The 12,824-nt window shown below is 40.6% G+C and carries 9 protein-coding genes; all 9 read right to left on the bottom strand.

Annotated features, from left to right (window positions below; all coding sequences use genetic code 11):
• Window positions 1–10 precede the first annotated feature (10 nt).
• Complete coding sequence (gene leuC / locus FC748_RS04065; RefSeq protein WP_108030069.1) at window positions 11–1,420, bottom strand: 3-isopropylmalate dehydratase large subunit; 1,410 nt, start codon at window positions 1,418–1,420, stop codon at window positions 11–13.
• Between the two features lie 16 nt (window positions 1,421–1,436).
• On the bottom strand, window positions 1,437–2,537 hold the full coding sequence (leuB, locus tag FC748_RS04060) for a 3-isopropylmalate dehydrogenase (protein WP_024361064.1): 1,101 nt from the start codon (window positions 2,535–2,537) through the stop codon (window positions 1,437–1,439).
• Window positions 2,538–2,624: 87 nt separating this feature from the next.
• Complete coding sequence (locus tag FC748_RS04055) at window positions 2,625–4,166, bottom strand: 2-isopropylmalate synthase (RefSeq protein ID WP_025219866.1); 1,542 nt, start codon at window positions 4,164–4,166, stop codon at window positions 2,625–2,627.
• Window positions 4,153–5,187, bottom strand: coding sequence for a ketol-acid reductoisomerase (ilvC, locus tag FC748_RS04050; RefSeq protein WP_024361066.1), 1,035 nt, complete (start codon window positions 5,185–5,187; stop codon window positions 4,153–4,155). The genes FC748_RS04055 and ilvC overlap by 14 nt, the downstream gene beginning before the upstream one ends.
• Window positions 5,188–5,284: 97 nt before the next feature.
• Window positions 5,285–5,800: an acetolactate synthase small subunit gene (ilvN, locus tag FC748_RS04045; RefSeq protein ID WP_024361067.1), complete on the bottom strand. Its 516-nt coding sequence runs from the start codon at window positions 5,798–5,800 to the stop codon at window positions 5,285–5,287.
• Window positions 5,797–7,560 carry a biosynthetic-type acetolactate synthase large subunit gene (ilvB, locus tag FC748_RS04040; RefSeq protein WP_024361068.1) on the bottom strand — a complete coding sequence of 588 codons (1,764 nt, stop codon included), beginning with the start codon at window positions 7,558–7,560 and terminating at the stop codon, window positions 5,797–5,799. Before ilvB ends, ilvN begins: the two co-directional genes overlap by 4 nt.
• Window positions 7,561–8,047: 487 nt before the next feature.
• A complete protein-coding gene (gene ilvD / locus FC748_RS04035; RefSeq protein ID WP_108030068.1) occupies window positions 8,048–9,718 on the bottom strand; it encodes a dihydroxy-acid dehydratase in 1,671 nt (556 codons plus the stop codon).
• A gap of 390 nt (window positions 9,719–10,108) precedes the next feature.
• Window positions 10,109–11,431, bottom strand: coding sequence for an FAD-linked oxidoreductase, L-gulonolactone oxidase family (locus FC748_RS04030; protein WP_108030067.1), 1,323 nt, complete (start codon window positions 11,429–11,431; stop codon window positions 10,109–10,111).
• Window positions 11,419–12,594 (bottom strand): amino acid deaminase/aldolase, encoded by a 1,176-nt coding sequence (locus FC748_RS04025; RefSeq protein WP_108030066.1) that lies wholly within the window; start codon window positions 12,592–12,594, stop codon window positions 11,419–11,421. Before FC748_RS04025 ends, FC748_RS04030 begins: the two co-directional genes overlap by 13 nt.
• Window positions 12,595–12,824 lie beyond the last annotated feature (230 nt).

Here is a 12,824-nt window from a genome sequence, read left to right as displayed (position 1 = left end):
AATGGAGCCTTTACACAGTTTCCTTCACGAATTCTCGTACATCTACAAAGTGACCTGCAATCGCAGCAGCAGCTGCCATCGGAGGTGATACTAAGTGCGTGCGAGCACCAGCACCTTGACGACCTTCGAAATTACGGTTTGAGGTTGATGCACAGCGTTTACCAGCTGGGACCACATCATCATTCATCGCTAAGCACATCGAACAACCGGATTCGCGCCATTCAAAACCTGCATCAATGAAAATTTTATCTAAACCTTCTGCTTCTGCTTGTTTTTTTGTAGAATGGGAACCTGGGACAACGATTGCTGTTACGTTTTCATGAACTTTACGTCCTTGAATAACATTTGCAGCAGCTCGTAAATCACTTAAGCGTGAGTTCGTACATGAGCCGATAAATACGTATTGGATATCGATTGAAGTTAATGGTTGCCCTTCTTCTAATCCCATATAGGCAAGCGCTTTACGAAGTGCGGCTTTATCTGACTCATCCTGATAATCTGCTTGCGTCGGAACATTTTGTGATACACCAGACCCCATAGAAGGATTTGTTCCCCATGTAATAATTGGCTCGATTTCCTCTGCTTTAATGATGCGGACTTCATCATATGTCGCGTCCTCATCTGATGCTAAACTTAGCCAATACGCTGACGCTTCTTCAAATTTCTCACCTTGTGGTGCATATTTGCGACCACGAATATAATCCACTGTTATTTGGTCAGGTGATACAAGACCAGCCTTTGCACCTGCTTCGATGGACATATTACAGATGGTCATGCGCTCTTCCATTGACAGTTTGTGGATTGCCTCTCCAGTGAATTCCACAATATGTCCTGTACCAACGCCAATACCGAATTTCGAGATGATTGCTAAAATAATATCTTTCGCAGCAACACCAACCGGTAGCTCTCCTTCAACGCGGATTTCCATCGTTTTTGGCTTGTTTTGCCACAATGTTTGTGTAGACATTACGTGCTCTACTTCGGATGTACCGATACCAAATGCAATAGCACCAAATGCACCGTGTGTCGATGTATGCGAGTCACCACAAACAATTGTTTTGCCAGGCTGTGTTAAACCTAATTCTGGACCAATCACGTGGACAATCCCTTGGTCAGGGTGACCCATACCTGCCAGCTCAACACCGAATTCAGCAGCGTTTTTCGCCAGTGTTTCAATTTGATTGCGTGCAATTGGATCATTGATTGTCGGTAGATTTTTTGTTGGCACATTATGATCCATCGTCGCAAAGCTTAAATCAGGACGACGCACTTTCCGTCCATTTATGCGTAGACCTTCAAATGCTTGCGGAGAAGTTACTTCATGAATTAAATGAAGATCAATATATAACAGGTCCGGTTTGCCCTCTTCCTGATAAACAACATGTTTATCCCAAATCTTTTCAATTATATTTTTTCCCATTGTCTTCACCTATTTCTTAAATATATGTTGTCATAATACTTTCCGAAACAAAACTTGTATCAATTTCATTAATAACTTTATCTGTCCATTCATTTGTAGATAGAGTGCGTCCTCCATCACGTGCAAGATCTGCTGTAAAGTACCCATCATCAAATACTGCACTTACTGCACGTTCGATTTCAGCCGCTTCTTCTGCTAGGCCAAATGAGTATTGTAACATCATAGCGACTGACAGAATCGTTGCTGCTGGATTAGCCACACCTTGCCCTGCAATTTCTGGTGCTGAACCGTGTACTGGTTCGTAAAGTCCAAAATTATCACCGCGGATGGATGCGGATGGTAGTACACCAAGAGAACCTGTAATAACCGATGCTTCATCACTTAAAATATCACCAAACATGTTTTCTGTTACAACGACATCATAATGAGCAGGATTTGTAATTAATTTCATCGCTACAGAGTCTACTAAGTTGTGTTCTACCTGAACATCTGGATAGTCTTTTTTCTTCGCTTCTACAACTTCGCGCCATAAACGGCTAGTTTCAAGTACGTTTGCCTTATCGACTGAACATAATTTGCCTCCACGTAAACGTGCTAATTCAAAGGCATTTTCAACGATACGCTCTACTTCAGCTGTTGAGTAAACTGTTGTATCAATCGCGCCATTTTCAGTACGCATACGTGGTTCCCCGAAGTATACGCCGCCTGTAAGTTCACGTACGATCATTAAATCGACGTTTTCGGCTACTTCACGTTTTAAAGGTGAAGCCTCTAGTAAACTCGGGAACGCCTTTACTGGACGTAAATTTGCAAATAAGTCAAAGTGCTTGCGGATACGAAGTAAGCCTTTTTCTGGACGTAGTTCTGGTGGGTTATTGTCCCATTTTGGCCCCCCTACTGCGCCTAATAAAATCGCATCACTGCTCTCACACATTTCAATTGTTTCATCAGGTAGTGGATTGTTGTGTTGATCGATGGCAGCGCCTCCGATTGTTCCATATCCTAAATGGAATGTATGGTTGAAACGTTTGCCTATAACTTGTAGTACACGTATAGCTGACGCAACCACCTCTGGCCCAATTCCATCGCCAGGAAGTACTGTAATTTTTTTCTCCATCGTAAAACACCTTTCTTTGTCTAGCGTACGGTTACGCTATTTTAGTAAAGACTCTCACCTGCTTTGCTAGGTGAGAGTCAAATCAAGTTAAACGAGTTCACCTTGTGCTCGAAGACTTACCTGAATTAAATGTCGGTTAATCGCATTTAAATAAGCTTTCGCGGATGCTTCTAATACATCCTGTGAAGAGTTTCGTCCCGTTGTTGATACACCATCGTATCGGATATTAATAACTGCCTCACCAAGTGCATCACGCCCTTTGCCGACAGACTTCACTCGGTAATCAATGACATTGATAGCACCAGGCACAAGCTGTTCTAACGTATTAAATATTGCTTCCACTGAGCCTGAGCCTGTAGCCACAACATTTTTTACATTGCCTTCTGGCGTCACGACCGTCGCGGTAGCAGTTGGAATATTTTCTGTACCATATTGCACTTGTACCATTTTAAGCTCAAACAATGGCACATCTTCGATTTGGATTTGCTGCTCTGTTAGAAGCGTTAATAAATCTTCTTCCGTAATTTCTTTTTTACGGTCTGCTAGCTTTTTAAATTCAGCAAAAGCTTTATTTAGCTTTTCATCTGACAGTGCAAAGCCCATTGTTTCTGCACGATCACGGAAAGCAGCGCGTCCTGAATGTTTGCCAAGAACAAGCGGTACTTCTCCTTCGCCAATCAGTGCAGGTGATATAATTTCATATGTTTCAGGATTTTTTAACACGCCATCTTGATGAATGCCAGACTCATGTGCAAATGCATTTTTACCGACAATTGCTTTATTTGGTTGAATAACGACATTCGTTAGTTTACTAACTAATTGCGATGTGCGCTTAATTTCCTGTAAGTTGATGCCTGTTTCAACAGGATAGATATCTTTACGGATATGGAGGGCTACCGCGATTTCCTCTAGTGCAACATTCCCTGCACGCTCCCCGATACCGTTAATTGTTCCTTCAACTTGTGACGCACCATTTTCAATAGCTGCAATGGTGTTAGCCGTAGCCATTCCTAAATCATCATGGCAGTGTGCTGAGAATTTCACTTTTTCAGCACCTTTGACATTTTCTAATAAAAATTTGAATAATGCGCCATATTCTTGCGGAGAAGCATAGCCCACTGTATCTGGCACGTTAATCGTCGTCGCTCCAGCAGCAATAACATCATTCATAATACGTACTAAAAATTCGCGATCTGAGCGGAAAGCATCTTCGGCAGACCATTGCACAAGTGGGAAGTATTTTTTCGCATATTTCACTGCTTCAATGGCTTGCTCGACCACTTGATCAGGTGATTTTTTCAACTTATATTCCATATGGATTGGAGATGTTGCTAAAAAAATATGAATATGCGGTTGTTCAGCTACTTTAATCGCTTCCCATGTTGTATCAATATCTTTTTGCACGCAACGCGCTAGCCCTGTAATGATTGAATTTTTCACAGTACCCGCAATACGCTGGACCGCATCAAAATCACCGGGAGATGAAGCAGGAAAACCTGCTTCAATAATTGTTACACCTAGACGTTCAAGTTGCTTGGCAATCTCAATTTTCTCTGCTGTATTTAAATTAATGCCGGCAGATTGTTCACCATCGCGAAGTGTTGTATCGAAAATATCAATTTTTCGCACTTGTAGCCACTTCTCTCACAACTTTTTCCTTACCTTCATTGATGAATGGCATCATTGCACGTAGTTTTGCACCAACTTCTTCGATTTGGTGGTTTGCACCAGCTTCTTTGAATTTTGTATAGTCTGGACGACCATTTTCATTTTCTTGAATCCAACGGCGAGCAAATGTACCATCTTGGATATCTGTTAATACGTCTTTCATGCGGGCTTTAACTGAATCGTCGATGATGCGTGGACCCGCAACATAATCACCCCACTCGGCTGTATCTGAAACGGAGTAACGCATTGTCGCCATACCACCTTCAAACATTAAATCTACGATTAATTTTAATTCGTGTAATGTCTCAAAGTAAGCAAGCTCTGGTTGGTAGCCCGCTTCTACTAATGTTTCAAATCCAGCTTTAACTAATTGAGTTGCCCCACCGCAAAGTACTGCTTGCTCACCAAATAGATCCGTTTCAGTTTCTTCTTTGAATGATGTTTCTAATAAACCGCCACGAGCAGCGCCAATACCTTTACCGTAAGCAAGTGCTAAATCTTTTGCTTGACCCGTTGCATCTTGGTGGATAGCAAATAGTCCTGGTACACCAGCACCTTGTTGGAATTGACGACGCACTAGATGACCTGGTCCTTTTGGTGCTACTAAAAATACGTCAACATCTGCAGGTGGCGTAATTTGACCAAAGTGAATATTGAAACCATGTGCAAACATCAGTGCTTTACCCGCTTCTAAATATGGAGCAATTTCAGCTTCATAAACTGCTTTTTGACGCTCATCTGGTAGTAAGATTTGGATTACATCTGCTTCTTGCGCTGCTTCCGCAACTGTTTTAACGTCTAAGCCATCAGCTTTTGCTGCATCGAAAGATCCACCTGGGCGAACACCTACTACTACATCGAAACCTGATTCTTTAAGGTTTAATGCATGTGCATGACCTTGTGAACCGTAACCGATAATTGCGATTTTTTTTCCTTTTAATACGTCCTCGTTGATGTTTTGTTCATAGTACATTGTAGCCATTGTTTGTTTCCTCCTAATAATTGGGTTTGTTTTTTTAACTTATGAGCATTTGCAGCTTTACAGTGCGCAGATCACAAGCTTCGATTTTATATGCAAACTATTTTAAAATAGAGAGCTGCGTATTGATGGTTTTTTGTGTTTCACGAACAGATGCCGTTGCACCTGTGCGCGTTAATTCTTTAATACCATATGGGCGAATAAGCTCAATAAAGGCATCGATTTTTTCTGGATTTCCTACCACTTGATATGTCACAACGTTTTTCGCTGTATCAATAATTTGTGGACGGAATGGCTCAACAATCGAGTTCATTTCCAGACGTAAATTTGGTGGTGAAATAACCTTCACAAGCGCTAGCTCACGAAGCACGATGGATTTATCTGTAATGTCATTGACCTTTAACACATCAATTTGCTTCGATAATTGCTTCACCAGTTGTTCAATTTTGCGCTCATCTTCTACATTCACAACAAATGTCATTTTTGAGAAGTTTGGCTGTTCAGTATGACCAACTGTAATCGATTCGATATTGAATTGACGCTTCATAAGTAAACCTGTTATACGGTTTAATACACCACTTTGATTAATCACTGTTACTGTAATTACTCGTTTCAATTCTTTTTCACCCCAATCATTTCATGTAACCCTTTACCTGGTGCAACCATTGGGTAGACACATTCAAGCTGTTTTACACGGCAGTCGATTAACGCTGGCTCGTCAGAAAGCAGTGCCTCACGGAAAATACTTTCCGCTTCGTCAATTGTGTTAATTCGATAGCCTTTAATGCCGTAAGCATCCGCTAATTTAACAAAATCTGGCTGGATTGGCATAAGTGATGATGAATAACGCTCTTCATAGAATGTTTGTTGCCATTGGCGTACCATCCCTAAACAACTGTTATTTAAAATCACAATTTTTACTGGTAAGTTGAATTCTTTTAATAATGAAAGCTCTTGTGCAGTCATTTGGAAACCTGCATCGCCTACAATCGAAACAACTTTTTTGTCTGGCTTCGCAAACTGGGCCCCTATTGCAGCTGGGAAGCCGAAGCCCATCGTACCAAGTCCACCAGACGTTACCCAACCATGATCATTGTTTAAGCGGTAATATTGTGCAGCCCACATTTGATGCTGCCCTACATCCGTCGTCACAATGGCATCACCTTCAGTAATTTTATGCACAAGTTCTAGTGCTTCCTGCGGTAACACCTCTGTGTCTCCATCTTCTTTTGAATACCACAGCGGATATTCTTTTGCATGATTGTTTAAAAATTCAAGCCATTGTTTCGTATCCGGACCTTCAAAATCTTTTTTCAGTAAAGATTTTAATGCCTCTTTTGCATCCGCTACAATCGGAATATCGGTCGGTACATTTTTACCGATTTCAGCCGGATCAATGTCAATATGGACAATTGTTGCATTTGGTGCAAACGTTGCTAAATTCCCTGTTAAACGGTCATCAAATCGAGCGCCAATATTTAATAATAAATCCGACTTAGTAATTGCCATATTTGCTGTTACTGTTCCATGCATTCCAGCCATACCAATGAATAATTCGTGATCGCCATGAATGGAGCCAAGACCTAATAAGGTATTTGTTACAGGAATTTGATACTTCTCAGCGAAAGTTGTTAATTCTTCACGAGCATCGGCAAATAGTACACCCGCCCCTGCTAGAATTACTGGATTTTTCGCTAGCGAAATAGCTTGAATAGCCTTTTGAATTTGCAAATAGTTCGGCTTGTATGTCGGCTGATAGCCTGGTAAATAAATTTCTTCTGGTTCTTGTGGTGGATTATTTACATCAAACAGCATTTGAGATACATTTTTAGGGAAATCTACCACAACTGGTCCTTTACGACCTGTATTCGCAATATGGAACGCTTCTTTCACTATGCGAGGGATATCATTGACATCTTGCACTTGGTAGTTGTGCTTTGTAATAGGTGTTGTAATCCCCATAATATCTGCCTCTTGGAACGCATCTGTTCCAATAACTGTTGTCGCTACTTGACCAGTAAAGACAACTAATGGGATAGAATCAATCATCGCATCGGCAATACCTGTTACTAAGTTCGTTGCACCTGGACCACTTGTAGCGATGACAACCCCCGGCTTATTCGATACACGTGCATAGCCTTCAGCTGCGTGAATAGCACCTTGCTCGTGACGTGTTAAAATATGACGAATTGGGTTTTTGTACATTGCATCATATATTTGAAGTACTGCTCCACCCGGATATCCAAAAATAATATCTACATCTTGATCATGCAGCGCTTGGACTAAAATGTCTGCACCATCTTTCGCTTGAAAAGTTTGTTCTACTTCTTCTGTCGCCAATTGTTCTTTTTCATTAATTGAAACATTCGCACTCATCAAAATATGCCTCCTTCTTGTCTTTCGATTCACAACAGCATACGACTACCTCATCTAGTTAATGAACACTTTCGTGATGTAATGCTGAAAACGGAATATTCTACGCTTAATAAATAATAAAAAGCCTTTTTCTCCGAACGCAAAGAACTACCTTGCGTAGGGATGAAAAAGACTTTTCATGGTACCACCCTTGTTTATAGCAATCATATTGCTACCTCGCGAATAAATGAAAGCATTTATGCACCAATGCAAGTGAACTTACATCCAATACGGTGTCATAAATCATTTATTCATTAATAACGAGCACTTCGATTATGCCCGGAACTATCTAATGGCGATCACGCGTTTAATAGTTCACTCCGAGGGGATGTCGGATCTAGTTGTATCGCCGGCTTCCAGCACGACCGGCTCTCTGGTAGATACAAGGCTCTAGAACCTTTAACCTCATCAACGTTTTAACCTATTGATTTTTCACTAGTTTTTAAGACTAAATTTTCATAACGCCACCTGTTGAGGCGCTTGTCACTAATTTTGAATATCTTGCTAACCAGCCACGTTTAATTTTCGGTTCAAACACTGGCAGTTTTGCGCGACGTTCTGCTAATACTTCATCTGAAACTTCTAAATTGATTGTACGATTTGGTAAATCAATCGTAATGATGTCACCATTTTCAACTAAAGCGATTGGACCGCCTTCTGCTGCTTCTGGCGATATATGCCCGATTGAAATACCACGAGATGCACCGGAGAATCGACCATCTGTAATTAACGCTACCTTTGTACCGAGACCACGACCTTGAATGGCCGATGTAGGTGCTAACATTTCTGGCATCCCTGGGCCACCTTTTGGTCCTTCATAACGAATGACGACTACATGGCCTTCCTTAACAGTACCGTTATCAATATTTTCTTGCGCTGCTTCTTGTGATTCAAAGACAATTGCCTCACCTGTAAATACTTTAATCGAAGGATCAACAGCACCTACTTTAATAACAGAGCCATCAGGAGCAATGTTGCCAAATAGCACCGATAAACCTCCGACTGGGCTATAAGGATTGTCTTTTGTACGAATAACTTGATCATTTGTAATGTGATAATCTTTGACGAGCTCGCCCATTGTTACACCTGCAACAGTCGGACGATTTGGATGAATGGCACCTGGAATAGATGCTAATTCATTAATGATGGCACTGACACCACCTGCTTTATTGATATCATCCATTGAAATATCAGAAGCAGGCATAATTTTTGCTAAATATGGCACACGCTCTGCAACTTTATTAATATCTTCAATGTTATAGTCGATTTCAGCTTCATTTGCGATTGCTAATGTGTGAAGCACCGTATTCGTGGAGCCGCCCATTGCCATATCGAGTGCAAATGCATCATCAATAGCTTCTTTTGTAATGATGTCACGTGGCTTAACGTCTTCTTTAATCATGCGCACTAATTGTTTAGCGGCTTCTTTAATCAACTTATGTCGGTCTTCAGACGTAGCAACGATTGTACCGTTGCCTGGAAGTGCTACACCTAGCATTTCCATTAAGCAGTTCATGGAGTTCGCTGTGAACATCCCTGAACATGATCCACATGTTGGACATGCATTATTTTCAATATCTAACAGCTCTTCAGCTGACATATTACCTGATTTGTGAGCCCCAACACCTTCAAATACTGAAGTTAATGAAAGCTGTTTTCCTGTAGCAGATGTACCTGCCTCCATTGGACCACCAGATACAAAAATTGATGGTACGTTCGTACGAACTGCTGCCATTAACATTCCTGGTGTGATTTTGTCACAGTTAGGAATGTAAAATACGCCATCAAACCAGTGTGCATTAATAACTGTTTCTGCTGAATCCGCTATAATTTCACGGCTTGGTAAAGAATAACGCATACCAATATGGCCCATTGCAATACCATCATCCACACCAATCGTATTAAATTCGAATGGAATGCCTCCCGCTTCAATTATGGCTTCTTTCACTACATCAGCAAATGTACGTAAATGAACGTGACCTGGAATAATGTCGATATAAGAGTTACAAACCCCAATAAATGGTTTCCCTAAATCTTTTGCTTTTACTTTGCCTGTTGCATATAAAAGACTACGATGTGGCGCACGATCTACGCCTACTTTAATCATGTCACTTCTCATTTTAAACGCCCCTCATTTATTGCTATGTTCGTCGCTATATACAAAATGTTCTGTCTATTTTGTTTTTACCTAGCTGATTGCCTTTGTGGCAACTGATTGTAGGAACGAACGTATTAAATTGTTGTTATCATAGTACGAATAACTAGGCTAAGTCAACAGTATTTTTTGAATTGTTTAAACAATTCAAAAACTATACGAAATTTGAAATCGTTTACATGCTGATTAAGCATCAGTTTTATCTCGTTTTGATAAATATTTTGACATTTCGTTCAAATTTAAATTTTTTCATTATAAACACTATTCAGTTGATGATTTATCACAAATGCTTTCATCTTTCCCCATAGATTGATTTCAAAATTATAAGATTCAGTTGTTGTTAAATTCTAAATATTACAATATGAATAATTGCTCTAAGTAACGTGTAAAAAATACTTTGTCAGGGTCATATTGTGCACGAACTGTTAAAAACTTATCTATATTTGGATATAATGTGTGTACTTGCTGTGCAGTTAAATGGCTTTGTTTTCCCCAATGTGGTCGACCATGATATTTTTGCATCAGATTGTGCACCCATTTAAAATAAGGCTCTTCCGACATTCCTTTATACATATGAAAAGCTATAAAGGCGGATTCTTGTCCTTGTGTAGGACTTAAATAACCGGCCTCACCTGCTGTTGTACGGCATTCCAATGGAAAATGCACATGCAAATGCCCTTTTTGAAACGTTGCATGAATTTCTTCCATGCATGCCTCAAATTGTGTTAATGATATGGCATACTCACTTTCTTGGAATTTGACACTTCTAGGAGTTGGATAGATTTCATAGCTAATGCCAATCTTCTCGGCCTCGACAACATTGGCAGCAGCTAATTTACTCATTGCACTACTTAAAGCTGGTTTCCATTTACATAGCTCCGAAATCGCAAAAAATGCACCATTTTCTACTATTTGAAGTTTTATATTTTCTACACACTTGCGCCATTCACTTTGATACACTGGAGCCATCGCATTCATACGTTTAATTTGAATTGTCTCACTACCAGGAAAGTAGAACCATTCAACATGTCGATGCTGTCGAATATCTTGTGCAAATGTTGCTAGTCCGTTTGTTAATGTGTCCCTTGTGCCAATATAATGTAAACTATAGAGCGGCAACACTTTTAGCGTCACTTTTACAAGTACCCCAAGCATGCCAAGTGAGACATGAAGTGCCTCGGATAAATCGTCAGTCCCTCGAATATGCTCATGGTAAGTACCATTTCCATCAACAAAACACCAGCGTGTCACACCAGACGACAACGAACCTAAAGTCACCCCTGTTCCATGTGTACCAGTAGACACTGCTCCGGCAATGGTCTGTTCTTGAATATCGCCCATATTCATTAAGCCAAACCCATGCTTTGCAAGCTGTGGTCCAATCTCATATAAATAAGTTCCTGCCCACAATGTAGCTTCTTGGTTTTCGGCATCTATCGAAATAAGCCCGCGCATATTATGTAATGACAGTGCAATATGCTCCGGCATGGCAACAGCACTAAATGAATGCGCTGCACCTGTTACACGAATGGTTTTCTTCCTATCACGCGCATGCTTCACTACATTTACAACTTCTTCTATTGAACGAGGTAAGTGCATCTCACTTGGATACGCTATTATATTGCCAGCCCAGTTCGTCCATTTCTCCCCATTTTTCCACTTCTCTACAGAAAACATTGACCATCCCCCCTGTACGTCGCAAAGCTACCTACATATTCGTCTTGCCTTATCCCATGAAGTGTTTGAAATCTTTCGCAAAGCTCTCCAGCCTTTGCATGGCGAAAATAGATGGTATCCCCAATTGTGAGTGTTTTGCCTTTTACCTTAATCGGTGTTTGCACTTCTCCAGCTCCTTCTAAACGAAGAAAGGAAAAATAGGTCGGCTCGTAAAATACCGGATAACGATCATTGGCCATTGCTCCGGACGCTGGATAACCACCACCATGGCAGACAACAATATTAGGCGCAGGTTTCCGCGTGATACGGAGTGCAAAGCCTGCTGCTTTTGAAAGTTGTAAATGGGCAAATTGATCAAAAAGGGCTGGTGCATAAAATGCTGAACCAACTGTCATTTCTGTCACTTCTTTCTGCTCCGCAGTATATGTCATACTGCCTGTACCTCCACCATTAACAAAGCGTAATCGAGGAAAATAAGCTTTTACATGCGCAATAGCTAATCTACGAAATTGGGTTACTTGCTTTTTGGCTTGTGTTTGCATGAAATCTATTAGCCTACCTTTTATAGCATTAGCAGGTCGATTTCCAACACCAGCTATTTGCGCCTCATATCCCATAACCCCTACAACTTCTATATGGGACTGCTGTTTTATATAAGTTAAAAAAGGAGTGATAGACTCCAGCGAGTCAAGAGATGAGCGCTTTGTACCAAAATAAAGTACTTTAAAATCAGTAGATAAATTAATATCGATACAGATGGATACCTTTACATCAAGCTCCGCACCTATTTTTTCTAAAAACGCAACTTGCTCACATCTATCCACCATAAATGTGACGGTTCTTCCCTCTTTTACATAGTGCAATAGCTGACGTACAGCCATGTCTTCCATAACAGGATAACCAAGCAGTACATCATCGAAATTTCTTTGGAGTAAAAAGATAGATTCTGCCGCGGTAAATGTCATAAATCCTGTTATATTCGACAGATGTTGTTGTAGATATTGCAACACCTCCACCGAGCGTATTGATTTTGTTGCTATACGGATTTTTTTTTGCCCACAAGCTTGTTGCACCGTTGCAATATTATCATCAAGTGCATCAAGGTCTAACCAAGCAAATGGGCGCTCTATGCCATGGAAAGCCTGTTGAAATCTCGTTGTCATTTAATCCCCCTCGTATGATTTATATTGGTCAAGTACTAGAAAAATACGCGAAAATGCTTGTCTACTTCACAATAGGCAACAAAAAACAACCGTGTATTACGACGAAATTGCCTTCACGGTTGTTTTAGTATAGGTCAAGCATTGTACTCACCTTTCTATTAGATTTTTAAGAGATTAGGATGCCAATAAAAACTCAGCAGCTAAATTTAACATTACCACCAAATGTAGCG

This window comes from Lysinibacillus sphaericus (genome assembly GCF_005217585.1).
GTDB lineage: Bacteria > Bacillota > Bacilli > Bacillales_A > Planococcaceae > Lysinibacillus > Lysinibacillus sphaericus.
This window is presented reverse-complemented; position numbering and strand designations above follow the sequence as displayed.

What these genes read in the sequence shown, in the direction of transcription:
- leuB (WP_024361064.1), bottom strand. Translation starts at nt 2,537, where the DNA reads ATGGAGAAAAAAATTACAGTACTTCCTGGCGATGGAATTGGGCCAGAG.
- ilvC (WP_024361066.1), bottom strand. Translation starts at nt 5,187, where the DNA reads ATGGCTACAATGTACTATGAACAAAACATCAACGAGGACGTATTAAAA.
- leuC (WP_108030069.1), bottom strand. Translation starts at nt 1,420, where the DNA reads ATGGGAAAAAATATAATTGAAAAGATTTGGGATAAACATGTTGTTTAT.
- FC748_RS04030 (WP_108030067.1), bottom strand. Translation starts at nt 11,431, where the DNA reads ATGTTTTCTGTAGAGAAGTGGAAAAATGGGGAGAAATGGACGAACTGG.
- ilvB (WP_024361068.1), bottom strand. Translation starts at nt 7,560, where the DNA reads ATGAGTGCGAATGTTTCAATTAATGAAAAAGAACAATTGGCGACAGAA.
- ilvD (WP_108030068.1), bottom strand. Translation starts at nt 9,718, where the DNA reads ATGAGAAGTGACATGATTAAAGTAGGCGTAGATCGTGCGCCACATCGT.
- FC748_RS04025 (WP_108030066.1), bottom strand. Translation starts at nt 12,594, where the DNA reads ATGACAACGAGATTTCAACAGGCTTTCCATGGCATAGAGCGCCCATTT.